General features: G+C 63.5%; 20 protein-coding genes. 15 read left to right on the top strand and 5 right to left on the bottom strand.

The window, feature by feature from the left end; genetic code table 11:
• Nucleotides 1-158: 158 nt before the first annotated feature.
• Entirely contained in the window at nt 159-1,607 is a 1,449-nt protein-coding gene (thiC, locus tag ACP96_RS03000; protein WP_050032115.1) for a phosphomethylpyrimidine synthase ThiC, read from the bottom strand.
• Between the two features lie 404 nt (nt 1,608-2,011).
• On the opposite strand from thiC, the gene ACP96_RS02995 reads away from it, so the two are divergent.
• Both ACP96_RS02995 and ACP96_RS02990 read left to right on the top strand, forming a co-directional pair.
• Nucleotides 2,012-3,688, top strand: coding sequence for a transposase (locus ACP96_RS02995; RefSeq protein WP_050032113.1), 1,677 nt, complete (start codon nt 2,012-2,014; stop codon nt 3,686-3,688).
• 459 nt (nt 3,689-4,147) lie between these two features.
• On the top strand, nt 4,148-5,533 hold the full coding sequence (locus ACP96_RS02990; protein ID WP_272913214.1) for an NAD-dependent succinate-semialdehyde dehydrogenase: 1,386 nt from the start codon (nt 4,148-4,150) through the stop codon (nt 5,531-5,533).
• 63 nt (nt 5,534-5,596) lie between these two features.
• Here the strand turns inward: ACP96_RS02990 and ACP96_RS02985 are convergent, their stop codons facing one another.
• Nucleotides 5,597-6,883: an L-lactate MFS transporter gene (locus ACP96_RS02985; protein ID WP_050032111.1), complete on the bottom strand. Its 1,287-nt coding sequence runs from the start codon at nt 6,881-6,883 to the stop codon at nt 5,597-5,599.
• 311 nt (nt 6,884-7,194) lie between these two features.
• Between ACP96_RS02985 and ACP96_RS02980 the strand changes: the two genes are divergently transcribed.
• The 6 genes from ACP96_RS02980 to ACP96_RS02955 all read left to right on the top strand — a co-directional run bounded on the left by ACP96_RS02980 (nt 7,195) and on the right by ACP96_RS02955 (nt 15,060).
• Entirely contained in the window at nt 7,195-8,535 is a 1,341-nt protein-coding gene (locus ACP96_RS02980) for an NADH-ubiquinone oxidoreductase-F iron-sulfur binding region domain-containing protein (RefSeq protein WP_237561598.1), read from the top strand.
• A gap of 4 nt (nt 8,536-8,539) precedes the next feature.
• Nucleotides 8,540-9,529 carry a 2Fe-2S iron-sulfur cluster-binding protein gene (locus tag ACP96_RS19855; protein WP_050032109.1) on the top strand — a complete coding sequence of 330 codons (990 nt, stop codon included), beginning with the start codon at nt 8,540-8,542 and terminating at the stop codon, nt 9,527-9,529.
• Between the two features lie 32 nt (nt 9,530-9,561).
• Nucleotides 9,562-11,796 carry a formate dehydrogenase subunit alpha gene (gene fdhF, locus ACP96_RS02970; RefSeq protein WP_394296538.1) on the top strand — a complete coding sequence of 745 codons (2,235 nt, stop codon included), beginning with the start codon at nt 9,562-9,564 and terminating at the stop codon, nt 11,794-11,796.
• A 1-nt stretch (nt 11,797) separates the two neighbouring features.
• Nucleotides 11,798-12,535, top strand: a complete 738-nt coding sequence (locus tag ACP96_RS02965; protein WP_050032106.1) for a DUF1641 domain-containing protein — start codon at nt 11,798-11,800, stop codon at nt 12,533-12,535.
• 44 nt (nt 12,536-12,579) lie between these two features.
• A complete protein-coding gene (locus ACP96_RS02960) occupies nt 12,580-14,556 on the top strand; it encodes a molybdopterin oxidoreductase family protein (RefSeq protein ID WP_237561596.1) in 1,977 nt (658 codons plus the stop codon).
• 72 nt (nt 14,557-14,628) lie between these two features.
• Complete coding sequence (locus ACP96_RS02955) at nt 14,629-15,060, top strand: universal stress protein (protein ID WP_050032105.1); 432 nt, start codon at nt 14,629-14,631, stop codon at nt 15,058-15,060.
• A 54-nt stretch (nt 15,061-15,114) separates the two neighbouring features.
• On the opposite strand, the gene ACP96_RS02950 is transcribed toward ACP96_RS02955, so the two are convergent.
• Together ACP96_RS02950 and ACP96_RS02945 are read right to left on the bottom strand one after the other, a co-directional pair.
• Nucleotides 15,115-15,831, bottom strand: coding sequence for a nucleotidyltransferase family protein (locus ACP96_RS02950; protein WP_082222444.1), 717 nt, complete (start codon nt 15,829-15,831; stop codon nt 15,115-15,117).
• Nucleotides 15,828-17,096, bottom strand: a complete 1,269-nt coding sequence (locus ACP96_RS02945; RefSeq protein WP_237561595.1) for a molybdopterin molybdotransferase MoeA — start codon at nt 17,094-17,096, stop codon at nt 15,828-15,830. Before ACP96_RS02945 ends, ACP96_RS02950 begins: the two co-directional genes overlap by 4 nt.
• A 173-nt stretch (nt 17,097-17,269) precedes the next feature.
• Between ACP96_RS02945 and ACP96_RS02940 the strand changes: the two genes are divergently transcribed.
• The 7 genes from ACP96_RS02940 to ACP96_RS02910 all read left to right on the top strand — a co-directional run bounded on the left by ACP96_RS02940 (nt 17,270) and on the right by ACP96_RS02910 (nt 25,379).
• Nucleotides 17,270-17,872, top strand: coding sequence for a CoxG family protein (locus ACP96_RS02940; protein WP_050032103.1), 603 nt, complete (start codon nt 17,270-17,272; stop codon nt 17,870-17,872).
• A 96-nt stretch (nt 17,873-17,968) separates the two neighbouring features.
• On the top strand, nt 17,969-18,460 hold the full coding sequence (locus ACP96_RS02935) for a (2Fe-2S)-binding protein (protein WP_050032102.1): 492 nt from the start codon (nt 17,969-17,971) through the stop codon (nt 18,458-18,460).
• 1 nt (nt 18,461) lies between these two features.
• Entirely contained in the window at nt 18,462-20,840 is a 2,379-nt protein-coding gene (locus ACP96_RS02930) for a xanthine dehydrogenase family protein molybdopterin-binding subunit (RefSeq protein WP_050032133.1), read from the top strand.
• Nucleotides 20,840-21,724 (top strand): FAD binding domain-containing protein, encoded by an 885-nt coding sequence (locus ACP96_RS02925; protein WP_050032101.1) that lies wholly within the window; start codon nt 20,840-20,842, stop codon nt 21,722-21,724. The genes ACP96_RS02930 and ACP96_RS02925 overlap by 1 nt, the downstream gene beginning before the upstream one ends.
• 151 nt (nt 21,725-21,875) lie before the next feature.
• Complete coding sequence (locus ACP96_RS02920; RefSeq protein WP_050032099.1) at nt 21,876-22,835, top strand: AAA family ATPase; 960 nt, start codon at nt 21,876-21,878, stop codon at nt 22,833-22,835.
• A gap of 2 nt (nt 22,836-22,837) precedes the next feature.
• Complete coding sequence (locus ACP96_RS02915) at nt 22,838-24,175, top strand: VWA domain-containing protein (protein WP_050032097.1); 1,338 nt, start codon at nt 22,838-22,840, stop codon at nt 24,173-24,175.
• A 49-nt stretch (nt 24,176-24,224) separates the two neighbouring features.
• Nucleotides 24,225-25,379 carry an XdhC family protein gene (locus ACP96_RS02910; protein ID WP_050032131.1) on the top strand — a complete coding sequence of 385 codons (1,155 nt, stop codon included), beginning with the start codon at nt 24,225-24,227 and terminating at the stop codon, nt 25,377-25,379.
• Nucleotides 25,380-25,454: 75 nt separating this feature from the next.
• Here ACP96_RS02910 and ACP96_RS02905 read toward each other — a convergent pair whose 3' ends face one another.
• Nucleotides 25,455-26,354, bottom strand: coding sequence for a substrate-binding domain-containing protein (locus tag ACP96_RS02905; RefSeq protein WP_050032096.1), 900 nt, complete (start codon nt 26,352-26,354; stop codon nt 25,455-25,457).
• Nucleotides 26,355-26,386 lie beyond the last annotated feature (32 nt).

The raw sequence follows: 26,386 nt of genomic DNA, 5'->3' as shown, positions 1-26,386 counted from the left end.
TCCAGACTGATAGATAGACGCTCTGAGTCGGTCACGCTACAATGGTTGAAATAGACCGAGAAGAATCGGTAAGTACAGGATACATAGTCAGCACAGGTTTCGAAGTCGCGATCACTCGTATTGAGTGGCCTAAAAATAAATTTCAGAACTGTTGAAGGTTAATCGTCTGCGTGTGATTCTGCAGGAGTAAATGTGACACCATTGATTTCGACTTCATCAGGAACGCGACTCGTGTCATGGGTTCCAACCGGCGGGAGATTCACATCCGCAGCAGGCGAAGCGTCAAGGTTAGTCTCGTCATCAATCGAAGACATCTCACCGTCGGCATCCCGTGCGTCCTGATCAATTCGCATCGAGCAGAACTCGACACCACACATCGAGCAGAAACGAGCTTCCTTGTAGTTGTCGCCAGGCAATGTCTGATCGTGGTATTCTTGGGCACGCTCGGGATCCAGTGCGAGTTCGAATTGCCTGCGCCAATCGAACTCGTAGCGCGCTTCGGAAAGTGCATCATCCCAGTCACGTGCACCCGGAAGATCATTCGCGACGTCAGCAGCGTGGGCTGCAATCCGATAGGCTGCGAGACCGTCTCTCACGTCCTCTTCGTCAGGGAGACCGAGATGTTCCTTCGGTGTAACATAACACAACATCGCCGCTCCTGCACGAGCAGCCTCGGTCGCCCCAATCGCGCTTGTGATATGATCGTAGCCCGGCGCGACATCGGTGACTAGCGGGCCGAGGACGTAGAATGGTGCACCGTCACAGACGTCTTGTTGGCGTTCGACGTTATCGGCGATCTCGTCTATTGGGACGTGACCGGGGCCTTCAACCATGACTTGAACGCCGTGGTCCCATGCGGTCCGAGTCAGTTCGCCGAGTGTGTCGAGTTCGGCGCACTGGGCTTCGTCGCTCGCATCTGCGAGACAACCGGGACGGAGGCCATCGCCCAATGAGAACGTCACGTCGTGTTCCGCGAAGATTTCGCAGATTTCCTCGAATTTCGTGTACAGCGGGTTCTGCATCCCATTCTCTTCGATCCACTGGGCTAATATAGACCCCCCTCGCGAGACGATTCCAGTCTTTCGGCCGTCTGTCAGTGGAAGATGTTCCATCAGCACGCCTGCATGGATAGTCATATAATCGACGCCCTGCCTGGCTTGCTTCTCGATAATGTCGAGCAGCAGTTCGTGGGTGATCTCGGCGGGACTGTCAACACGCTTGACAGCCTCGTAAATCGGGACGGTTCCGACCGGCACTGGTGAATGCTCGATATTAGCGCTACGGATGTCATCAAGATCCTCGCCGGTTGAAAGGTCCATCACAGTGTCGGCACCATAGTGGACCGCAGTGTGGAGTTTCTGGAGTTCGCCTTCGATACCACTAGTCGTGTCGCTATTGCCAATGTTCGCGTTGACCTTTGTAGAAAATTCCCGTCCGATAATCATCGGGTCAAGCGATTCGTGCGCATGATTGTTCGGAATGACGGCTTGTCCGTCGGCAACCTGCTGTCGAACAAAGTCCGGATCACAGTTTTCGCGCTCGGCAACTCGTTTCATAGCAGATGTGATTTCGCCTGCTTTGGCCCGCTGAAGCTGAGTCTCTGCCATCAATAACCAAGTTATACTACTAAGTAATATAGCCTATGGGAAGGACGACTTGTATTCGCCACTCTGTAGCGGAGTGAGATTTGAGTAAAACTACTTTCTGCGAGCGTGTCATAGAAAAGTTCACGCACAGTTTCTTTCGGGGTAGTAACTAGCGAATCTCCTGCTAAACTCTCCCGCACCCCGACCTTTTGCTGCAGTCGCTCGCGTTGCTCGCTCCTTGGCAAAAGCTCGACCAAAAGCCTGCGAGCCTCCCGATGGTCGGCTCTTGGCCTCGCCTTCGGCGAGCGAACCGGCGACCTTCCGGGTCCTCCGGACCGCTCGGTCGCCGGACAGCTGCGGTAACTAGATCCTCTATACTGATCAGTTAGACGGATTCTTGGCCGGGTCGTGGCCAGTATCTCGTAGTGGTTGCGACCTGGGAGTCACAGCGCACGGTCTTTCGACGAATCGCTCAACAGCCGTACGTCCAGTGGCCAGTCTATGATTCGACGCCGTTGTACGATCAAACCTCACTCGCCGGATTAGAATCGGATATTCAAATCGTCTCGGAAGTCTGGTTTACTCACCACGAACACGACTCACTGGAGCAGTTCATCTGCACACTCCCAATAGCCTACTTCAGATTCGAGGCCCACGACCGCTACACGGAGTCGACGCGCTACGAGATGAACACCCTCTTTCGAGTGTTCGTGCTGAAAGAACTCCATGGATGGGACCACGAGACGGCACTCGTCGAATTCCTCGAGTGCCACCCTGAACTTCGCGAGCAACTCGAGCTCGATAGAATTCCGAATCAGTCGACGCTGTGGCGCAGCTGGCACGAGCGCTTCACGGGTGAGTTGCGTGAGACGGTTGAGACAGCCGCCCGGACAATCCTGATCAATGCCCAGAACGCGGGTGTAAGCGTTCCGCGTGACCCAAAACGGACGCTCCCCCAACGAGGTAACGACACCGATGAGTCCGACCTAGACGGTCAGACTGTACTGGAACAGGCGGAAGCGATCACAGATCACATCAGCCGCGTCGTTTTCCCGGCGTTCTCATTGGACCGTGGTGAGGGTTGTGAGATCCATGAGAACGCCTACTGGGACTTACAGACCTATCTCGGTCTCCGCGAGAACTTGGCTGCCAACGAGGGGGCTCGGAGCTTCATTTGCGAGTCAACGCGTGATCGGACACCACTCGGGCACGCCCATCGCGAGCATATTCGTGACCTCTCGATCGCGGAGATTCGCGAGATGTACCGCCAAGCAGTGAAACGTCTACTGGATGAAGTCGCGGAGACAGAGCAGTTCTTTCGAGCGGGAATCATCGCGATCGATATCACGGAAGCTGACCCGTTCACGGGTGACCGAAGTGGGCACAAGGACGAGATTCTCGGAACGAAAGAGAACACCGACGAGTACGCCTACCAGTGGGCGACAGTCCAGCTGGTCGGTAATGCTGTCCCACTTGTGCTCGATGCGCGGCCAGTTCGACGAGGTAAGTCACGCAAGGAAATCGTTGAGGACTTGCTGGATTCGGCTGAAGGGCTCGTCCACGTCGATAACGTCCTGATGGACCGGGAGTTCGACAGCCAGCACGTTCTGGAGATGATCAGCCAGCGTGGACTGTCCTACGTCGTTCCGAAACGGATGCAGACCAGCGAGAAAGCTCAGGCGAAGCGGTTACTCCAACAGAGCCAGGACCGGTACGAGACCGACCGGAAGCTCCATCTCGGCAAGAACGAGTGGCACGAGACGACGCTGATCTACCGACGGAAAGAGGACTCCGAGCACCACGATCATCGGCAGTATTCGGTGTTCATGACGAATCGGGGGAGTGGTCATCTCGCGGAGTACGGCTATCGCTGGGAGATCGAGAGCGGCTATAGGTCGATAAAGCGGTTCATGGCCGCCACTACATCGAAGAATTTCGGGCTGCGATTCTTCTATTTCGCGTTCGCGTGTCTGCTCTACTCGATCTGGCGAGCGGTTGATCTGCTCGTGCAGGTCGAGCTGACGGGTGAGTACGAACACTCACCCATTGTGACGGCCGACAATACGCTTACGCTGCTGAAGAAGGAGACCGGAATTGGATAGGGAGGTACTCTGTCCGGGGCAAAGCGGATTCCTGAGTGGCAACGCTGTCGTGAATCTTGGAAATTCACCGTTCTAGTTGGTAGTACTACACGAGAAGACCAACGAGAGAAGATTCGAAGTAGCTTCGCCTCGAGAATTTGGTCGAAACCACGCATTACAGCCCCTCTAAACCCGCCGTAGTCTCAACTTCCCACAACCTCGGAGGATAGATCTGATGCGTGCCTTCATTTCCTACCGTTTAGGAGACAAATAATACTGTAGGGACTATCCGTTTTTGCCACTCGGAGATCGTCCAGTCCATCAGTACGACTTGCCCTCGTAGAAAATTCACTGTTTATTCCACAATTAGTTCCGTAAACCGCTAGATTGGATTACTTATCTAGCCTAATTTCCATTACTATACCACCTACAACTTATACACGAGAGATTATCACGTTAATCGATTATGGAAAAACATACGTGGTTCGATCAGAGTCACCTCACATGAACGCGGTCAATCCTGCGACCGGTGAGATAGTTGAGACGTACGAGGAAGACGACCCATCAGATGTCGCAGACGCGCTAGATTACGCGGAGACCGCGTTCGAGACATGGCAGGATCGGCCCCGCCGTGAGCGCGAAGAGCTGCTCGCCTCGGCGGCAGAGCTCCTTCGTGAGCGGCAGTCGGAGTACGCCGAGTTGATGACCCGAGAGATGGGGAAACCACTCGCTCAGGCAGAAAGCGAGATCGAGAAGTGCGCATGGGTCTGTGAACACTACGCCGAGTACGCGAGCGACTACCTCGAGGACGAGTATCACCCCAGTCCTGCCGGTACAGAGGTCAAGACCTCCTACGAACCGCTCGGTCCTGTCCTCGCAGTGATGCCGTGGAACTTTCCGTTTTGGCAGGTATTCCGGTTCGCGGCGCCGAACCTCGTCGCCGGCAACGTCGGCCTCCTCAAACACGCCTCGAACGTCCCGGGCTGTGCGCTGGCCATCGAGGAGGTGTTCCGCGACGCCGGCTTCCCCGAGAACGCCTTCCAGACGCTCCTCGTCTCCTCGGATCTCGTCGAGGATGTCATCGACGACGAGCGAGTAAAAGCGACGACGCTGACGGGCAGCGGCCCCGCGGGGAGCGCGGTCGCGGCCGCGTCCGGCGAGCGCATTAAGAAGTCCGTCCTTGAGCTCGGCGGCAGCGACCCGTTCGTCGTCCTCGACGACGCCGACTTGGAGACGACAATCGAGGAGGGTGTCTGGGCGCGCAACCAGAACTCCGGGCAGTCGTGTATCGCCGCGAAGCGGTTCGTCGTCCACGACGAGGTGTACGACGAGTTCGTCTCGGGGCTCGTGGAGGGGGCCGAGTCGCTGACGGTCGGTGACCCGATGGACCCGGACACGGACGTGGGCCCGCAGGCGAGCCCCGACCTGATGGAGAATCTCCACAGTCAGGTCGGACGGAGCATCGAGGCCGGCGCGACCCTCGAGACTGGCGGGGAGCCCCTCGATCGGGACGGCGCCTTCTACCCGCCCACGGTGTTGACGGACGTTCCGGACGACGCCCCGGCGGCCCAGGACGAGCTGTTCGGACCCGTCGCGGCCGTCTTCCGCGTCGACGACGAGGAGGAGGCCATCACGCGAGCCAACGACACCTGGTTCGGACTTGGCGGGAGCGTCTGGACGACCGATCGGGAGCGTGGCGAGCGGCTCGCCCACGACATCGAGGCGGGCTGTGTGTACGTAAACCGCGTCGTCGCGTCCGATCCGCGGGTCCCCTTCGGCGGCGTCGGGATCTCCGGGTTCGGCCGCGAACTTTCGGAGGCGGGCATCAAGGAGTTCGTGAACCGGAAGACGGTCTGGGTGCAGTAGTTCGCGGGTCTACCCGAGACGGAGAATCGCTTCGCGGTCGATCGAAATCCGCCGTGCGACCGATCAGTCGGTTGTTGCCGCGGCGCCCGTGTCGAGGCTGCTGGTATCTTGGAGCTTGCCAATCCGCCACCGAAGCACGAGCACCGTGATCAGCCCCACGACGAGCGCGCCGTTCATCACGTACAGCGCGTTCGTGTAGTTCCCTGTCGACTCGAGGATGAACGACGCGAGCTGCGGGCCGGCGACGCCGGCGATCCCCCACGCCGTGAGGGAGTACCCGTGGATCGCGCTCACTTCTTTGGTTCCGAACAGGTCACTGAGGTACGCGGGGAGACAGGCGAACCCGCCGCCGTAACAAGTAATAACGAGGAACATCGTGGCCGCTAGGATCCAGACGCCCGCGAGCTGCGGCATCGCGAGGAAGGCGACGATCTGGATGCCGAAGAACGCCCCGTACGTGGTCGTCCGACCGATATAGTCCGACAGGGACGCCCAGAAGATCCGGCCGCCGCCGTTGAAGATGCCGATGTAGCCCGTTATGAACGCGGCCGTCGAGGCGGTCGCGCCGGCGATCTGTTGGAGCATCGGCGACGCGAACGCGAGCAGCATGATACCCGCGGAGACGTTGATGAAGATGATGAGCCAGACCATCCAGAACCGCGCCGTCGTGCGCGCCTCCACGGCGGTGAGATTATCGAGCCCCGGAAGCGCGCTTTCGGCCTTTTCTTGGGCATCCTCCTCGTCTTGCATCCCCTCGGGAAGCCACCCGTCCGGCGGTTTCTCGAGGTAGCTCGCCCCGAGCGACATCAGGACGAAGTAGAGGGCGCCGAGGGCGTAAAATGCCATCGCGACGCTGAAGTTCTGGATCAGATAGTTACCCAGCGGCCCCGTCAGAAGGGCGCCGGCGCCGAACCCCATCACGGCGAGGCCCGTCGCCATACCCCGCCGATCGGGGAACCACTCGACGAGAGTTCCGATAGGTGAAATGTAGCCGATACCGAGCCCCATGCCGCCGATGACGCCGAATGTGGCGAGAAACAGAGGGAGGATTCCGAGCTGGACGCTGAGCCCCGACCCTACCATACCGATCCCGTACAAGACGGCCGCAGAGAGGGCTGCCGCCCGCGGACCGTACTTCTCGACGTACTTTCCGAGGAAGGCGGCGGTGAAACCGAGAACGAGAATCGCGATGGAGAACGCCAGCGTGACGCTGCCGGTCTCCCAGCCGAGCGTTTCGTTCAGCGGTATTTGATAGATGCTGTACGCGTAGATGCTTCCGATGGACAGGTGGATCGCAACGGCCGAAACTGCGATCAACCAGCGGTTCTTGTCAGCGTTTGCGGTAGACATCATCAACCAAGGAAGATTATAATGATTTAATGATATGTATAGAGTATCCAATTGCTTATTCCATAGGTTTTATATTCTTTGACGGTTTTGTTAACCGGATTCAATTAACTAACACTCAAACGCCCCGATCATTTATGATATTGTAGTCTGATCCTCCTAAGAGACGGTACCAAATGACAATACACTCACCTGATGATGGCCCAGTGATCCGGATTTCCGGACGACAACGAGTCCCTGAATCGGTTTCAGGTGGCGAGACACCGGTTGTAGCGGTCGGATCCACTGGAGTGGTATCGGCGGAGCCGCTCGTCATGGTCACGCTCGACGGTCAGACGGGGTTCCATACGGGGTGTTCACTCGAGCGGATCGAAGCGATCGTACGGGCGTTCGAGGAGACGGGTGACGTGACGGCAGCCGATCCTGACGCTGTCGTCGATCACGGGCCGGGCCAGACGACGTTTCCGACTCCGGAGTTATCCGGGTTACGAACCGGTGTACGCGAGATCCTCGATGGCTGTGGATGGCGTCGGCCGACGGACCCGGCAGACCACGAGGCGGTGGGCGGGTTCGTCGATCCGGACCCGGACGCCGTGATCGATCTTGGAGGGACGCTCGACGGGCGGGGATGGAGAGACCTCTGTCACGACGCGCCGCTCGCCGACACGTGGGAGTCCGTCCGGAGCGCCGCGGGCGACCCGGTCGTCGTGGTGAACGCGCATGGGAACGCCGCGGATACGCTTTTACTCGAGAGCGCGCCGTTCGAGGCGTTGGACGGGGCCGTGGCTCTCGCCGACGCCGTGGGCGCCGAACGGGTCATCGTGTACGCGTCCGCCGACGACGAGCGCGCCGTTCAGACGGTGCGGGACGCGGCGGCGAACTACCCGGACTCGCCGATCACCGTCGACGTCGAGACCGGTCCCGCTGAGTATCGGGCGGCCGAGCCGTCGATGGCGATCGAATCCCTCGAAGGGAACCACCGGCTGGAGGCCCGGATCCGCCCGCCAGACCTCGACGCGGTCGGCCTCCACGGCCGGCCGACCCTCGTTCACACCCCCCGAACGCTCGCGCATCTCTCCGTGGCGCTTCGGGAGGGGGAGCCCGCGGGAACGCGAGTGATGACCGTTACGGGAGACGTCGCGGACCCCGTAACGGTCGAAGTACCGGCCTCCGAGACGCTGGAGACGGTCGTCGACGCGGCCGAGATGACGGGAGCGTTCAAGGCGGCGTCGGTCGGCGGACGGTTCGGCGGCGTGACGGACGACCTGACCGTCGGCGTGAAGCCGGACGCGCTGGCGGCCAACGACCTAGGATCGGAGGGCGTCGTCCGCGTGTTGGCCGACGATCGGTGTCTGGTCGAGTTCGTCGGCCAGCGGGCGCAGTTCGCCGCCGACGAGAACTGCGGCCGCTGTGTGCCTTGTCGCGAGGGAACGACACAGCTCGCCGGGCTGCTCCGTGACGTGTACGACGGTGGATACGACCCGGAGGCGATCGAGGAACTGATCGACGTGATGACCACGTCGAGCATCTGCGCGTTCGGGGTCCAGGCCGGGCGGCCGACCCGAACCGCGCTTTCGGCGTTCGAATCCGAATTCGAGGCGCACGCCGACGGCCGGTGTCCGGCCGGCAGCTGCCTTGAGCCACTGGAGGCCTAACAGAATGAGTTCAGAACAGCAGCAGGCAGTCGACGCACCGCCACTGACAGAGGAAATCGCGCCGGGAACGGCGTCGGATCCGCCGGTAGGGGGTGACGCGCCGGCGACGGTGACAGTCGACGGGATCGAGGTGTCGGTCGAGGCCGGCGCGACGCTGATCGACGCCGTCGAGGCGATCGAGCCCGCCGAGTCCGTCCCCGCCCTCTGTCACTACGGCCGGGAGGAGATCGGCCCTCGGAGCGAGTGCCGGACCTGTATGGTCGAGACCGACGAGCACGGCGTCGTCCCGGCCTGTAGCTTCCCGGCCGAGGACGGGATGACGGTCCGAACCGACGCGACCGACGCCGCGCAGGCGCGAGACGTGAACCTCGATCTGGTCTTATCGGACCACAACCTCCGGTGTACGACCTGCGGGAAGAACGGTCGGTGTGAGCTCCAAGACGCCGCCATCGACGCGGAGGTCGAGGAGCCGCGGTACGGCGTGCTCGACGACCGCGACGAGTACGAACCGATCGACGACTCCTCGTCGTTCATCCAAATCGACCGCAACAAGTGTATCCTCTGTAACAGGTGTGTCGAGGCCTGTAACGACGTCCAGGTTGAGGGCGTGCTCCGGATGGAGGGCTCCGGTCAAGACACGCGTATCGGTTTCCAGAGCGACGCGGAGACGATGGAAGACTCGACGTGCGTCTCCTGCGGGCACTGTGCGACCGTCTGCCCCACGGGGTCGCTCGTGGAAAAGGGGATCGAGGACGCGACGACGATCCCGCTTCCGGGATTCACACAGACGAACAGCGTCGGAAAGACACACGAGAACACGGGGAAGACGAAAGGACCGATGACACCCAAAAAGCGGACGGAGGACTCTTCCGACGAGCGCTCGCTGACGGACGGCGGCGACAGATCGGCCGGTACGAAGACCGAGACCGAAACGAGCCATGCGGACGGCGACGACTGGGGAGACGCCTCCGAGCGCGGGGGTGAATGGCCGTGAGCGACGACGAGCTCGACGGCGTCGCGGGCTACATGCAGGAAGCGAAACGGGAGGCGTTACAGAACGTCGAACACGTCGCCGAGGGGGTGGCCGCGGAGACGCTGTCGGAGGGGAAACTGTTCGAGATCGCCCAGTCGATCGGCGACAAGCGGCTGGAAGAGCTCAACGTCGCCGACACCACCTGCGGCTACTGCGCGGTCGGGTGTCGGTTCGACCTCTACTCGGACGGCGAGGAGATCCTCGCCGCACGACCGACCGCCGAAGAGGACGCGCCGGTCAACGGCATTTCGACCTGTGTGAAGGGGAAGTTCGGCTACGACTTCATCAACTCCGACGACCGGCTGACGGCGCCGCTCGTCCGAGACGAAAACGGGGAGTTCCGCGAGGCGACGTGGGACGAGGCGCTCACACGCGTCGCGGAGGGCCTCGGTTCGATCAAAGAGGAGCACGGCGGTGAAGCGCTGTCGGTGATCGCCTCGTCGAAGGCGACGAACGAGGAGAACTACCTGATGGGGAAGTTCGCCCGGCAGGTGCTCGGCACTAACAGCGTCGACAACTGCAATCGACTCTGTCACTCTTCGACTGTCGCCGGCCTCGCCAAGACGTACGGCTACGGCGCGGCCTCGATCAGCACCGACGACCTCGAGATCGCCGACTGTATCCTGCTCACGGGATCGAACACCACCGAGGCACATCCGGTGCTCGCGACGCGGATCAAACAGAACGTTCGGGACGGCGCCGACCTCCTCGTCTTCGACCCGCGAGAGATCCAGATCGCCGAGTACGCGACCCAGTACAGTCAGGTCAACCCGGGATACGACGCGGTCTGGATCAACGCGATCACGCGACACATCATCAATAACGACCTCTACGACGAGGCGTTCGTCGAGGAGCGGACGACCGGGTTCGAGGACGTGAAAGAGTCGGTCCAAGAGTTCACGCCCGAGCGCGTCGAGGAGGTGACGGGGATTCCCCACGACGAGATCGTCTCGGCGGCCGAGACCATCGCCGACGCCGACCGGTGCGTCTTCGGCTGGACGCTCGGACTTACGGAACACTCCCACGGGACCGAGAACGTGTTGGCGATGGCCAACCTCGCGGCGATCACCGGAAACCTCGGCAAGCCGGGGACGGGCGTGTCGCCGTTCCGCGGACAGAACAACGTCCAGGGCGGCGGTGGCGACATGGGCCCGCTGCCAGACAACTTCCCCGGCTATCAGGACATCGCCGACGACGAGATCCGCGCGAAGTTCGAGGACGCCTGGGACTGCGATATCTCGCCGGAGTACGGCTACTACACGACGCAGATGTTCCTCGCGGCCGACGACGACGACATCCGCGGGATGTACATCATCGGCGAGAACGCCGCGCTCTCGGAGCCCGGCGTCAACCACGCCGAGGCGGTCCTCGAGGACCTGGAGTTCCTCGTCGTACAGGATCTCTTCGTCAACGAGACCGCCCAGTACGCGGACGTCGTGCTCCCCGCGTGCTCGTTCGTCGAGAAGACCGGCACGTTCACCAACACCGACCGGACCGTCCAGATGGTCAACGAGGTGATGGAGCCGAAGGGAGACTCCCGTCCAGACTGGAAGATCCTCCAGGATCTCGCCAACCGGATGGGCCGCGACTGGGACTACGACGACACGGCGGAGATCATGGAGGAGGTGAACTCGTTGACGCCGCTGTACGGCGGTGTCAGCCACGAGCGCGTCGAAGAAGAAGGCGGGCTCCAGTGGCCGTGCTGGGACGAGGACCATCCCGGCACCGAGCGGTTATACGCCGAGGAGTTCAACACGGAGAACGGGAAAGCGAACCTCCAGGGGGTCGGGTACAGCGAACCCGCGGAGACGCCCGACGACCAGTACCCGTTCACCCTCACGACCGGGCGGGTGCTCTACCAGTACCACACCGGGACGATGACCCACCGTGAGGAGGGGATCATGCAGTACACGCCGAGCGACTTCATCGAGATCCACCCGCAGACGGCTGCGAATCACGGGATCGAAAGCGGAGACATGGTCAAGGTGGAGTCGCGCCGCGGGGAGATCGTCGTGCCGGCGCAGGTGACGGACCGCGTCGGCCCCGACAACGTCTTCGTCCCGATCCACTTCGCCGAGAGCGCGGTTAACCGACTCACCGACGAGGAACACCTCGACCCGGCCGCGGCGACGCCCGAGTTCAAGGTGTCCGCCGTTCGCATCGGTCCCTACGAGGGTGAGGCGGAATCGGTTCAGGTGACGGACGCGGAAGCAACGGGGGACGACTGAGATGGCGCAGCCACAGGATTCCTACCCGGAGACGGCGACGAACGCCGCGAGCAAGCGGCGCACGAACGGCGACGGGGAGGCGGCGCTCCGAGCGGCGCTCGACGACCACGGAGCGGCGCTCGCGGAGGCGGTCGAGAGGAGCGACGAGCTGGAGGACGCGCTCACGACGGCGATCATCGTCGCCGCCAGCGCCGACGAGGAAGAGCTCGAACATCTCACCGGCTCGGCCGCGAACCTCGTACAGGCGGCGGACGGGCTCTCGACCGACGGGGCGGCGGATCTGGCGACCGACCTCGGCGAGAACGCCGACGACCTGTCGGCGTCGCTCGACACCGTTCTCGAACTCGAACGGGAGGGACACCTTGACGATCTGGTGGAGCTCACGACGGCGTTCACCGAGTCGCTGTCCGCCGAAGAGCTTGAAGAGCTGTCAACGATGCTTGAAGAGAGCGGCACCGAACTCGTCGAGGCGCTCGACCTCGTCTTGGACCTCCAGCGGGAGGGACAGCTCGAGAACCTCGTCGGCCTCGCGCAGACGTTCTCCGACCTCGAGGTGGACGATGACGCCGCTCGGGGGATGAACGCATTCCTCGCGAGCGTCGGCGAGGCGCAGCGCGAGTCGAAGCCGGTCGGCATTCTCGGCATGCTCGGCGGGCTCAGGAGCCGTGACGCCCGCGCCGGCCTCGGCTACCTCCTCGCTCTGCTCAAAGCGCAGGGCCGCCGGATCAGAGAGCGGTGACGGGCGACGACGCGAGAGATCGGTCGCCGACGGGGTCGGAAACGGTGTGTTCTCTCTGTGGGGTCGGCTGCCGGCTGGAGCCGGGCGATCCGCCGCGAGCGCGCGGCGTCGCCGGTCCCGCGAACCCGAACGGCCGGCTCTGCCAGAAGGGAGTACGGGCGTTCGAGTCACCGGAAAATCGCCTCGAACGCCCGCTCGTCCGCCGCGGCGGAGAGCTGACGCCGGTGTCGTGGGCGACCGCGTACGATCGCGTCGTCGAGTCGTTTCGGGAGATACTGGCGAGCGGCGGCCCCGACGCGCTGGCGTTTCTCGGCGCCCCCCACTCGACGAACGAGGAGAACTACCTCCTCCAGAAACTTGCCCGAATCCTCGGGACGAACAACGTTGACAACCGATCCCGACTCTGTCACGTATCGACCGCTCGTGCGCTCTCCGAGCGGGTCGGGTGGCCGGCGACGACGAACAGCCTTTCGAGCCTGCCGGACGCGGACGTGATCGTCGTCGCGGGTGCCAACCCCGCGGAACGCCAGCCGATCGCGTTCAATAGCTTCATTCGCCCCGCCGTCAACGACGGCACCACGCTCGTCCACGTCGACCCGGCGGGGAACCGGACGACGCGCCTCGCCGATATCCACGTGAAGCCGCGTCCGGGGACGGACGCGCTCCTGTTCGACCTCCTGAGCGCCCGAATACACGCAGACGAGCGCGGCGTCGATCGGACGTTCGTCGACGAACGAACCAGCGGGTACGAGGGGTTCGCGGCGTCTCTCGGCGACATCGCGTCCGACGAAACGCTCCTTGCCGCGGGGGTCGAGGAGACGTCCGTAGAGCGAGTGGCGGATCTGATCGCGGACGCCAACCGCGTCGCGGGACTCGTCGGAACGGGAATCGAGGGCTCGCCGGGCGACGCGAACGCCTCGGCGGCGCTCCTCAATCTCCTGCTGTTGACCGGAAACGTCGGCCGTTCGGGAACCGGCCTCTACATCCTTCGCGGGCTCGCCAACGAACAGGGGGCGACGGACGCCGGTTGCGTCCCCGATAAACTTCCCGGACATCAGCCGGTGACCGACTCGGCGGCCCGAGCGCGAGTCGCTGCCGAATGGGGGACTACCCCGCCCTCGGATCCCGGAACACACGCGAAGGACATGCTCACGTCGTTCGGGGACGGAATTCGCGGCGCGCTCGCGGTCGGCGAAAACCCCGCGATCTCCAAGCGCGATCCGGACTGGGTTCGACAGCAGCTGGATGCGCTCGACACGCTGGTCGTCGTCGACGTCATGTCGAACGAGACGACGCAGCACGCCGATGTCGTCCTCCCGGCTATGACTGGTGCGGAGAAGGAGGGCACCGTTACCAACCTTGAGCGCCGCGTTCAGAGGCTGCAGCAGGTGCAGACACCGCCGGAACGGGCACGCTCGGACTTCGAAATACTGAGCGATATCGGAGCCAGAGTAACTGACCGTCCAGACGAATTCGACTACGCGAGCGTCGCGGACGTGTTCGACGAGCTGAGCCGCGTGGCGCCGACTCACGTGGGAATGTCGTACGACGAGATCGGACGCGAGGGCAGTCAGTGGCCCGTGGATTGCGGAGACGTGTTGTACCGGGACGAGTTCGAGACCGCCGACAGTCGCGCTCGGTTCGGCTCGGCACAGCCGCTCATCTCTCCCGGATCCGACGACGGCTTCTGGTTAGTGACGGGGGGACGCATGAGCGAATTTCACGACGACGCGTCTTCGGGCGATCCGACGCTTCGTATCAATCCCACCGACGCGAGGGAGCTCGGCGTCGATCCCGGCGCAACTGTCGACGTTTCGAGCGACGGCACCGCCGTTCGAACGAGGGTACAGCTCGACGACGGCATTCGCTGTGGGGCCGTCTACCTCCCGGCGAACGTGGCTGATCCGCTTCTCCGACACGGGGCCACGACCGTGTCGGTCGCGTTACCATCAGCGGAGAGGGACCGCCCAGAGAGGCGAAACGGGGACGAATCAGCCGGGGCCGAGCGTTGCGGAAAGTGAACGTCAGGTCCGTTTCGAGGCGATCGAATAGCATTACAAATAATTACATTGGCAGACAAACGACACACGGCGATGTACGAAAGCATACTCGTTCCGACAGACGGGAGCGAATCGGTAGCGGAGGCGATCAGTGAAGCCATCGGCGTCGCTGATCTCTGTGATGCCACCGTTCACGCTATTAACGTCGTCGATACGGCGGAGATATCGGTTGCTCACGACGTGGAGCTCGCGGAGATCGAACAGGGGTTGGAGGGCGCCGGCAGCGAGGCGGTCAATCGGGTCGCGGATCGAGCCTCCGAACGGGGAGTAGACGTTCGGACGGCGATACGGCGGGGCTCCCCGGCGCAGCAGATCCTCGACTACGCCGACGAAAATTCAATTGATTTGATAATAATGGGTACGAGAGGACACTCCGGGATGGATCGAATCCTACTCGGAAGCGTCGCCGAGACGGTCGTGAGGAACGCGAATCGGCCCGTCATGGTGACACACTCCGAGGAGTGACGTCGCCGCAGACCGACCGCGTGCGGTATCGCTCCTCTCATATCGGTGCGAAGCTCACCGCCGCTCTCGCAGTCTCTCCAGCTCCTCCTGCCGATCGACGTCAGCAAGAACGCCATCGTCACCCGTCTCGACGAGCACGGACCGGTTGTCGGTCAGCAGTATCTCGCGACCCCCGGTGTCGCCGGCGACGTCGGAGAGGGCGTCAAAGTGTCGATCGCCGAACAACACCGGATTTCCCCGAACACCCTCACAACAGGCGGCGAGCGCGTCTCCGACGCTCGCTCGATAGGCCGCTACGAGGCGATCGACGCTCTCGACGGCGACGAACGGCATGTCGCCGAGCGCGATGAGGGCGGCCGCGCCGTTCCGGTCGCGGACAGCCGCCACGCCTCGCCGGACGGTCGTCGCCTGTCCCGTCTTGTACGCGTCATTGTGAACGACGGTCACGTCGAGGTCCGCGACGGCGGCTCCGACGCGCTCGCGGTCGTGACCGGTCACGACGACGACGCCGTCGACGGCGGACTCACGGAGGGTGCGAGCCGCGTGACGGACGAGCGGCTCGCCTCGCCACGTCGCGAGGAGCTTGTTCTGGTCGCCGAAGCGAGAACTCGTCCCGGCCGCGAGGACGACCCCAACAATTGGCGACTCCTCGACCTGCGACGCGGGCGTAGCCGAGCCCCCCGAGCCATCCCAGGCATGGCCGTCGAAGGGAGGCTCGACGACCGGGAGATCCCCGGAAGCTGGAGGATCACCGTCGGGATCCCCGGTCACTGGACGACCTCCGTCGGGACGACGGCGATCGAATCGCCCTTCTCACCGCCCTGATCCGTGATCCAAACGGCGTCGGCACGGGTGGCTCGGGTGCTCGCGGCGAGCCGTCCCGGCCGGTACCGCCGCCGAAAGATACGGATCCCCGAGTCGACGTGACCAAGCGGCATCGCTCCCTCGCCGGTCAGCGAGACGGGGACGGCGTACTTCATGGCGTCGTCGGGGACGCCGAGGTCGCGCCGGAGCGTCGCCGTCAGCGTGGGGAGCGGTTCCGTCGCGTCCGCCCCCTCGAAGAGCGGGCGGCAGACGAGCGTGGCGGCGAAGAGGGCGGCGACGGGTTTGCCGGGCAGCGCGGCGACGACCGTGCCGTCGTCGAGGCGGGCGGCCGTCACCGGGCGTCCGGGACGGAGCGCGACGCCGCGGAACAGGAGCTCGCCGAGCCCGCCGAGGGCGTCAACCGCGTGGTCTCCGCGACCGACGCTCGTCCCGCCCGTCGTCACCACCACGTCATAGCTGCCCGCGAGGTCGTCTATCCGGTCGCGGACGCGCTCCGATTCGTCCGGGACGCTCCCGACGAGCGTCGGCTCGTGCCCCCACTCGTCGACGAGTCCGGCGAGCATCTCGGAGTCCCGATCGGGCTGAACGCCCTCGTGGATCTCCGTCCCGGTCGCCAGTACGGCGACCGCGAACCGCTCGGCGACGGGAACTGTCTCCCGACCGATATCTCGGAGCAGCGCCGCGTCCTTCGGAGTGAGCACTTCGCCGCGCTCAGCGAGGATCTCGCCGGCGGTGACGCTGCTCCCCTGCCGGTAGACGTTCGCTCCGGCCTCGATCGGCGGCCCGCGGAGGGCGGTCCCGTCGCAGTCGGCCTCCTCGCGTTTCAGTACCGCCGTCGCGCTCGGCGGGAGCGGTGCCCCGGTCGCGACCGGAACGGTTTTCCCGGGATCGAGCGACGGCGGGTCATCCTCCGGTGCGACGGCGTCGTCGACGATCTGTAACGGGTACGCGTCGTCGGCCGCGAACGCGAACCCGTCCATCGTCGCCACGTCGTGAGCCGGAACATCGGCTCCGGCGACGATTGGTTTGGCGAGCGACCGCCCGTCGACCTTCGTCAGCGGGACCCCCTCCGATGGAGCGTCGTTGAGCAGCCGCGTTCGTTCGGCGAGCAGTCGGCGTGTCGCTTCAGTCCGGCTCGAGAGTTCGCGGTCGGTCATGTAGTTACCTCTGTGGTCTTGGGAGGCCCGCCCGTTGACCGCCAGCGCGTCCACCGACCCGGCGATTGATCAAAATAAGTTACACATTCCGCGGTGGCGTAACTAACAACGGCTACATAACCATCACTATATTTTATTATGTAAGCGTTCTTGATCCCCATCACAGTAAAATGGTAACACTCACCATGTTGATAAGAACTACGGGACGAACCGAGGTCGACTGAATTGTGGAGTTCGAAGGGACGTTTACAATCGAAGAGGTGTCGACAGAAGAGGTGTGGCTGGCGCTGTCCGACCCGTTCCTCATCAAACAGTGCTTGCCGGGATGTCAGTTCCTGACGCGGGTCGAAGACCCAGACGACGTGGACTTCGAGGCGCTCGGGGAGCAGGAGCCGGACGAGGATCCGCCGACGCTGCCCGAAGCTGCACCGGAAGACATCTCGGATCGAGCCTTCGAGGAGGGCGGCCACTACGCGGCGCTCATGCAGATCGGCGTCGGCAGCGTCAAGCCGACCTTCCGGACGGTCGTCACGATCGATGAACGGGAGTTCCCGGCGATGAACGCCTCCGGTGAGGGGAGCGCGACCGACTCCTCGTTCGAGATGTCGTCGGGAATGACCCTCGTAGAGACCGACGGGGGCGTCGACATCGAGTGGGAGGCCGAGGCGGACGTGTTCGGCAAGATCGCCCAGATGGGACAGCGAGTTATCAGTCCAGTGGCCAACCGAGTCGTCAGTCGGTTCTTTGGCAGCGTCGAGGACCGCCTGACCGAGGTTGCCAAGGAGGACGACTCGGAGGGGCTTCGCGATCGGGTCCGGAACCTGCTGTGACCCGAGGTGCCGGTCAGTCGGACAGTCCGGCCGCGGCGGCCGAATCAGAACTCGCCCTGATCGACGACGATCACGGGCCCACGGACCGCAGACAACATGGCAGAACACGAGATCACGCTCACGGTAAACGGGACCGACCACGAACTGACAGTCGAATCACGGGAGTTGCTGGTACACGCCCTGCGAGAGGAGCTGGGATACACGGGGCTCAACGTCGGGTGTGAAAGCACGATGTGCGGGGCCTGTACGGTCCACCTCGACGGTGACGCCGTCAAGTCCTGCACCGTTCTGGCCGCACAGGCCGACGGTCAAGAGGTCACCACCGTCGAGGGGCTCGCCGAGGGCGGCGAGTTCCACCCGATTCAGGAGGGGTTCCAGGAGGAACACGGCCTCCAGTGCGGCTACTGTACGCCCGGCATGATGATGACGGCGACGCAACTTCTCGAGGAGAATCCGGACCCGAACGATGAGGAGATCCGCGATGCACTCGAGGGAAACCTCTGTCGGTGTACAGGCTATCAGAACATCGTTAATGCGGTCGAGAACGCCGCTGAAAAGATGGGTGCTAGCACCCAGGGGGATGACTGAGATGAGCGTCGAATCCGTCGATCCGGACGACGTCGACGCCGCTGACATCCTCGGGTCGGCCATCGAACGCCGGGAGGACCCCGCTCTGTTGACCGGGGACGCCGAGTACACCGACGATATCCAGCTCCCGCAGATGACCCACATGGCGGTCAAGCGGAGCCAACACGCCCACGCGACGATCGAGGGCATCGACACGAGCGCCGCGGAGGCGATGGACGACGTGGTCGCGGTTTACACCGCCGAGGACATCGACGTGCCGGGGAACCTACCGACCGGCTGGCTCCTCGACACGCTAAACCAAGTCGATCACCCGATCCTCGCCGACGACCGCGTTCGCTACCAGGGCGACGCGATCGCCGTCGTGATCGCCGAGGAGCGGTACGCGGCTCACGATGCCGTCGATGCCATCGACGTCGACTGCGAGCGACTAGAAGCGGTCACGAGCCCGCGAGAGGCGCTGGATACCGCTCCCGACCTCCACGATGACGCCCCCGGGAACACCGCCTTCGAGTGGGAGATTGGCGACGCCGAGAAGACCAGCGCCGCGTTTGAGAGCGCCAGTCACACGGCGAGTATTGACTTAGAGAACCAGCTGATCATCCCGAACGCGATGGAACCCCGCGCCGCCGTCGCCGACTACAATCCCTCGACTGAGGAACTGGAGGTCGCGATGACCACGCAAAACCCGCACCTCCATCGCCTGCTCATGTCGGGAGTCATCGACCACCCGGAACACAAGCTCCAGATCCGGGCGCCGGACGTGGGGGGCGGGTTCGGGAGCAAGATTCACCACTACGCCGACGAGGCGCTGGCCGCGTGGACCGCGAAGCAGGTCGAGCGCCCGGTCAAGTGGGTCGCCACGCGCACGGAGACGTACCTAACCGACGCGCAGGGACGCGGGCACGAGACCCACGGCGAGATCGCAATGGACGACGACGGCACCATCGTCGGTCTGAAAGTCGAGACCGAGGCGAACCTCGGGGCCTATCTCTCGACGTTCGCGCCCGCGGTCCCGACCTACCTCTACGGCACCCTGCTGTCGGGCCAGTACGACATTCCGGCCATCCACTGCGAGGTCACCGGCGCCTTCACGAACGTGCCCCCGGTCGACGCCTACCGCGGCGCCGGCCGCCCGGAAGCATCATACGTCGTCGAACGGTTGATCCACCTCGCCGCGAAGAAGATGGAGATGGATCCGGCCGAGTTCCGGCGGCAGAACTTCGTCCCGGACGACGCGTTCCCATATGAGACCCAAGTCGCGGTCGCTTACGACAGCGGAGAGTACGAGAAGACGCTCGATCGTGCGCTAGAGATGCTCGACTACGAGGACTTCCGTGAGCGGCAACGGGAGGCCCGAGAGGAGGGCAGATACCTCGGTGTGGGCTTCTCGGCGTACATCGAGGCTTGCGGGCTCGCCCCCTCGGAACTCGCGGGGCAACTCGGCGCACAGGCGGGACTGTGGGAGTCGTCGCTGGTGCGCTTCCAGCCGTCCGGAACCGTCACGGCCTACTGTGGCACCTCCGGCCACGGCCAGGGTCACGACACGACGTACGCGCAGATCGTGGCCAACGAGCTCGGGATCGACTACGAGGACGTCGACGTCGTCGAGGGCGACACCGACGAGATCCCACAGGGAATGGGGACGTACGGCTCCCGGTCGGCGGCCGTCGGCGGGAGCGCCCTCGTCAAGAGCTCACAGAAAGTCGTCGAGAAGGCAAGGTCGATCGCGGCACACCAACTCGAGGCCAGTGAGGCGGACATTGACTTCGAGAACGGCGAGTTCCACGTCACGGGAGCGCCGGACCGCTCGATGCACATCACCGAAGTGGCCGAACAAGCGTACCTAGCGCACAATATGCCCGACGAGACCGAACCGGGGCTGGAGGCGACGAGCTTCTACGACCCGGACAACTTCGTATTCCCGTTCGGGATGCACGCCGCGATCGTCGAGATCGACCCGGACACCGGCGAGATCGAGTTCGAACGGTACGTCGCCGTCGACGACGTCGGCAATCAAATAAATCCGAAGATCGTCGAGGGGCAGATCCACGGTGGGGTCGCACAGGGGATCGGCCAGGCGCTGTACGAGGCTGCCGAGTATGACGAGAACGGCCAACTCTTGACGGGATCGATGCAGGATTACGCGGTGCCGAAAGCGGAACACATTCCGGAGATGGAGACCGACTCGACAGTAACGCCATCGCCGCACAACCCCTTAGGCGTCAAGGGCGTCGGCGAGGCCGGTACGATCGCCGCGCCGCAGGCCGTCGTCAATGCGGTCGTCGATGCGTTGGAACCGTTCGGTGTCGACCACATCGACATGCCGCTGAAAGACGAGAAGGTGTGGCGTGCCATCCACGAGAACGGAGGTGAGAACTGATGTACCCGGGAGAGTTCGACTATCTCCGCGCCGACAGCGTCGAACACGCGCTCGACCTGCTGGACGATCACCCGGACGCAGAGGTGCTGGCCGGCGGCCACAGCCTGCTCCCGACGATGAAGAGCGGGCTGGCGGACCCGGATGTCGTCGTCGACATCGGTCACATCGAGTCGATGCAGGGCATCGAGCACGACGGCGACACCACCAGCCTCGGCGCGCTGACGACTTACGCGGCGATCGACGACACGGACGAGCTGTGGGAGGGCGCGACGGCGTTGGCCGAGGCCGCAAGCGAAATCGGCGACACGCAGGTCCGTAACCGCGGCACGATCGGCGGCAACCTGGCGCACGCTGACCCGGCCTCTGACCTTCCCGGTGCGGCCATCGCGAGCGATCTGACGCTCGTCGCCGAAGGGCGAGACGGAGAACGACGGATCGACGCCGATGACTTCTTCATCGCGATGTACATGACCGACCTCAGGGAAGACGAACTCCTCACACGGATCGAGGTCCCGCGTCTGAACGGATCGGCAGGTGGCGCGTACGTGAAGAAGCCGAGCCCCTCGTCGGGGTACGCGCTGATCGGCGTCGCCGCCCGGCTTCAGATCGACGACGGAGCGGTCACGGGCGCCCGCGTCGGGGCCAACGGTGCGATGGACCACGGCGTCAGGCTCGGTCCCGTCGAGGACGCCATTGAGGGCGAGTCTCTGACCGAGGACACCATCGCGGCCGCGGCCGAGCAGGCGACCGATAACCTAGACATCTCGATGATGATGGATGACCTCCAAGCGTCCTCGGAGTACCGCTCGCACCTGCTTGAAGCTTACACCGAACGAGCGCTCGCACGGGCCGCCGAGCGCGCCGGCGCGACCGTCCCAGCGTGACTCGGACGACGGACCCGCGCGCCACGGCTCGCGCCGAGCCACGGACGGAGGGTCCCCCGGACCACGGGTATCCGAGCGCGACCGGGCCACCCTGTCGCGAGCCGCGCCCCCGGCCGCCAGTAGTAACCGCCCCTCCCGCGAGAGGTCCGCCATGACGGACGAACCGAGCGCGACGGCGGGCCGAGATACGACAGAGTCGACCGGATTCGACGACGTGAGCGAAGACGAGCTGCGGGCGGCGTTCGAGGCGACCGACTACGTGGCCGACGACGACATCGTGACGACGGTGTTGTTGGCACTCCGCCTCGGTCGCCCGCTGCTGGTCGAAGGCGAGCCCGGAGCGGGCAAAACGGAACTCGCGAAGGTGCTCGCTACGGGTTTCGACACGGAACTCATCAGACTCCAGTGTTACGAGGGGCTGGCGGCCGAAAACGCGCTGTACGAGTGGAACTACACGAAACAGCTGCTCGCCGTTCAGGCCGACGAACGCGGCGTCGACGACCCCGATGCGTCGGTGTTCGACGAGGAGTACTTGCTCGAACGACCGCTCCTACAGGTCCTCTCGGCCGGCGGCGACCGCCCGCCAGTTCTGCTCATCGACGAGGTGGATCGCGCCGATGAGGAGTTCGAGGCGCTCCTACTCGAAGTGCTGTCGGACTTCCAGGTCTCGATTCCGGAATTCGGGACGGTAGAGGCGGAGACTCAGCCGGTCGTTATCATCACCTCGAACCGGACGCGTGCACTCAGCGACGCGCTCAAGCGACGATGTCTCTTCCTCCACGTCGAACCGCCGAGCTTCGAGAAGGAGAAATCGATCGTTGAGCGCAAGGTCCCGGAGTTGGACGGGGCGATCGCGACAGAACTGTGTGCCGTCACCCAGCGGCTCCGGCAGGAGCCGCTTCGGAAGCAACCGGGCGTCGCGGAGACGCTGGATTGGGCGCGAGCGATCGCACAGCTCCGAGCTGACGACGGAACGGGGCCGCTCTCACCGGCGGAGATCGAACACACGATCGGCTGTCTCCTGAAAGAAGTCGACGACGTGGAGCGGATCGACGAAGCGATGCTGGAGACGCTCACGGAGGCGGCACAGCGAGCGAGGGGAAACGAGTGACGATGCTCCCGACCGACGGCGACGGCGTGCCCGACGCGGCCGGGATCCGGGACGAAGTAGTCGAGGCTCTCGTGATGTTCGTCCGCGCGCTTCGACGGGCGGGCGTCGACGTCCCCGCGAACGCCGGCGTCGTCGGAGCCCAGGCGCTGGTCGAAGTCGGCTTCGACGACGAGGACCGCGCTCGGGCCGCGCTCCGAGCGGCGCTCGTGACGCGCGCGGAGGGCGTCGAAACGTTCGACAGACTGTTCGGGGAGTTCTGGCGGCGGCTCGCCGCACACCTCGATGGCGACGCGAACGACGCCCTCGACGACGCACCCGACGGCGCGCTCGCTCCGCTCGGCGCTGAGAGCGCGCCATCCGATGAGGCCGCGGAGACGGCCGCAGCCGAGATGGAGCCGGGTGACGATTGGAACGACGGTGATCTACCGCTCGTGCGAAGCGCGATCGAACCTGGAGCGTCGGACGGACAAGAGACGGACAGCACGACTGCGACGTACAGCCCCAGTGGCCGCCCGGAGACGGTCACCGTCGACGTGGGTGCGCTGATCGACGACGATCCACTGGATGCCGCGGTCGATCGGCTCGTCGGGTCGCTCGCGTCGCTTCGAGGCCGTCGCTGGCGGCGCGCGGGGAGCGGCGAACGGGCGGACCCACGCCGTGCCCTCCGTCAGAGCGTCGCCACCGGCGGGACGGTCGCCTCGCTACCCGAACGGGCCCGCCGTGAGACGGCGGTGCAGGTGGCCGTCCTCGCGGACGTCTCGCAGTCGGTACTCGACGTCGTCGACCGCGGGTTCCTACTGCGGTTTCTCCGGACACTCACGGCACGAGTCCGCCGGAGTCGTGTGTTCTTTTTCGACAGCGACGTGCGAGATGTAACGACGGCGTTCGACGAACCGACGACCGCAGACGCCGTTCGGGCGCTTGAACGCGCAGAGACGAGCTGGGGCGGCGGCACGCGAATCGGTCATGCCGTTGAAACCGTCAGGCGTGAACACTCGGAGGCTATCGACAGGCGAACCGTCGCACTCATCGTCAGCGACGGGCTAGAAATGGGCGATGTGGCAGGTCTTGAGCGCGAAATGACGTGGCTCGCGAGTCGTTCTCGGGGCGTTCTGTGGCTCAATCCGCTCGCCGCCAACCCAGAGTACGAGCCGACGCCGGCTGGAATGGCGGCTGCGCTCCAAGCCGTCAACGGTCTCTTTGCGTTCATCGACTCGAGAGACATCCTCGAGATCGCGCGGCAACTAGAACAATACGGGATCGGCGGCCGGATCGGCTTAGAGTACGATCCACGCCGGCGACAGAAAACCACCCGGCCTGATACGAAGACAAAACCATGACTCAGCGATCGACGAACGACCGGATCGAACAGGACACGAGGTGCTCGGCATGACAGCCGGCGACTGGAGCGTTCCTGAGACAGAAGTGATGGACGCCGTCGACGAGGGCCTTGACGAACAGAATGCGGTACTGGCAACCGTCGTCGCAGTCGAGGGGAGTGCCTACCGGCGTCCCGGTGCGAAGATGGTTGTCGTCGATGACGGGAACGGAGTCGGCTCGATCACAGCGGGCTGTCTCGAAGACGAAGTGCTAACGCTGGCAGCAGAAGTACTAGACGTTGGCGAGCCGCGAATCAAACAGTTCGATCTAACTGGCGACGACGACGTGTGGGGCCTCGGAGTGGGTTGTAACGGTGTCATCGACATACTTCTCGAACCGCTTGACGACCGGTATCGTCCCGTCGTAGACGCCTACCAGCGCGGTGAGGACACTGCCGTGCTAACTGTCCTTACCTCGGACAACAGCCGACTCGATGTCGGCGACCGCGCGCTCGGGTTCTCGACCGCGACTTCGGACGATCCGGATCTGCGCTTCGAGACCACGGAATGGCCGGAGTGGGTGATCGAGGAAGTGTCGCCGACGGCAGAACTGCTTATCAGTCGTGACAAATCGGACAGCGTCGCTCTCGAACGAAACGGCGAGACAGTCGAGGTGTTCGTCGACAGCGTTACTGCCCCACCCGAACTCATCGTTTTCGGGAGCGGTCACGACGTGGCACCAGTCGCCAGTCTCGCGAAACAGGTCGATTTTCGCGTGACAGTGGCGTCGTTCCGTGGGGGTGCTGCCGAAGGAGATCGGTTCCCCGCCGCAGATCGCGTCGTGTCGACATCGCCGGCTGCGACCAGGGAGACACTAGCATTCGACGAAAACACCTACGCGGTCGTGATGACGCACAACTTCATCGACGACCGGATTGTTCTTGAGGAACTACTCGAGACACCGCTCGAATACATCGGGCTGATGGGGCCACGAAAGCGCTTCGAAGAGATGCAAGAGGAGTTCCACGAGGAAGGACGAACGTTCGGTGAGAGGGAATTGGAACGGGTTTACACGCCGGCCGGTCTCGACCTCGGCGGGGGCACACCGTTCCACATCGCACAAAGCATCGTCGCCGAGCTCACGGCAATTCATCACGACCGAGATCCCAAACATCTCAAAGAACGAGAGGGAACGATTCACAGGCGGGTGGAAATAGATAGCTGACATCGTCTACTCTCAACAAATTTAGCCGAATAGAGGCGCTAAGTCACTTTCTCAGCAAGCGGGCAGTCGGGTAGTTCACGCTGAATTCTGCTTCCAATCTCTCGGGACGTACTGTTCAAACGCGGATATCTCAGAACTTGACATAGATCGAAATGCCTGTTCGCCGCCGATCCGAAACCCGTCAATGCGTGTTTGGCCCGCCCCCGTGAGATATCCCACGAACGCCATCCCCAATCGATAAGCCACCTCGCGGCGGGCAGGATTCACCGGGATAACCCCGTATTCGTTCCGCAGTAGCGGCGGCGGGTCCTCAATACCGCCCTCAACGTAAGCGACGAGTTGGTCTTCGGCGACGTTCAGAAAGGTCCCGCGATCACAGAGTGTGTACGCCTCCGCCTGCTCAGCGATCACGAGCGTGTCGCCCATTCCCTGGCCAGTTTCTGTGTACCACGAACCATCGGGATCGATGGAGGTCTCACTCCACAGTCTGCGTTCACGGAGATGCGTTCCCGAGCGATCACCCCGTGATACGAACGGCGCGTCGGCGGTTGCAATAGCCTCAAACGCGGCGACCGGGCCTAAACCAGCTACCCCCGCAGGGTCGTCCGGCGGGCCGACCACGAGAAAATCGTTCACCATGACCGCCCGCCGATTCACTCCGTACCCGTCGCGTAGAAAAGCATCTTCCAACGGGCGAGCATGAACGAGCACGATGTCACAGTCACCGTTCCGGGCCGTTTCGAGCGCTGCACCGCTCCCACGCGCGATCGCATCCACAGCCGCCCCGAACTCCCGCTGGAAACCCGTGATTAGTTCGGTGAGCAGTCCGCTATCGTGAACTGTCGTTGCTGTAGCGAGTGTGAGATGCTCGTCAGTGATTTCTGCTGTAACAGTAGAAGAACCGGCACTACCACATCCAGCAAGAGAAACAGCCCCACCGACACCAAGCAGTTGTATCCACGTTCGCCGGTTCATACATAGTTATTGATAACAATTATATTAATATT

Source organism: Halorubrum halophilum, assembly GCF_000739595.1.
Lineage (GTDB): Archaea > Halobacteriota > Halobacteria > Halobacteriales > Haloferacaceae > Halorubrum > Halorubrum halophilum.
This window is presented reverse-complemented; position numbering and strand designations above follow the sequence as displayed.

Excerpts from the sequence above, each read along its gene's own strand:
- thiC (WP_050032115.1), bottom strand. The coding sequence starts at position 1,607 with ATGGCAGAGACTCAGCTTCAGCGGGCCAAAGCAGGCGAAATCACATCT.
- ACP96_RS02985 (WP_050032111.1), bottom strand. The coding sequence starts at position 6,883 with ATGTCTACCGCAAACGCTGACAAGAACCGCTGGTTGATCGCAGTTTCG.
- ACP96_RS02980 (WP_237561598.1), top strand. The coding sequence starts at position 7,195 with ATGGTCACGCTCGACGGTCAGACGGGGTTCCATACGGGGTGTTCACTC.
- ACP96_RS19855 (WP_050032109.1), top strand. The coding sequence starts at position 8,540 with ATGAGTTCAGAACAGCAGCAGGCAGTCGACGCACCGCCACTGACAGAG.
- fdhF (WP_394296538.1), top strand. The coding sequence starts at position 9,562 with ATGCAGGAAGCGAAACGGGAGGCGTTACAGAACGTCGAACACGTCGCC.
- ACP96_RS02965 (WP_050032106.1), top strand. The coding sequence starts at position 11,798 with ATGGCGCAGCCACAGGATTCCTACCCGGAGACGGCGACGAACGCCGCG.
- ACP96_RS02955 (WP_050032105.1), top strand. The coding sequence starts at position 14,629 with ATGTACGAAAGCATACTCGTTCCGACAGACGGGAGCGAATCGGTAGCG.
- ACP96_RS02935 (WP_050032102.1), top strand. The coding sequence starts at position 17,969 with ATGGCAGAACACGAGATCACGCTCACGGTAAACGGGACCGACCACGAA.
- ACP96_RS02930 (WP_050032133.1), top strand. The coding sequence starts at position 18,462 with ATGAGCGTCGAATCCGTCGATCCGGACGACGTCGACGCCGCTGACATC.
- ACP96_RS02925 (WP_050032101.1), top strand. The coding sequence starts at position 20,840 with ATGTACCCGGGAGAGTTCGACTATCTCCGCGCCGACAGCGTCGAACAC.
- ACP96_RS02920 (WP_050032099.1), top strand. The coding sequence starts at position 21,876 with ATGACGGACGAACCGAGCGCGACGGCGGGCCGAGATACGACAGAGTCG.
- ACP96_RS02915 (WP_050032097.1), top strand. The coding sequence starts at position 22,838 with ATGCTCCCGACCGACGGCGACGGCGTGCCCGACGCGGCCGGGATCCGG.
- ACP96_RS02910 (WP_050032131.1), top strand. The coding sequence starts at position 24,225 with ATGACAGCCGGCGACTGGAGCGTTCCTGAGACAGAAGTGATGGACGCC.
- ACP96_RS02905 (WP_050032096.1), bottom strand. The coding sequence starts at position 26,354 with ATGAACCGGCGAACGTGGATACAACTGCTTGGTGTCGGTGGGGCTGTT.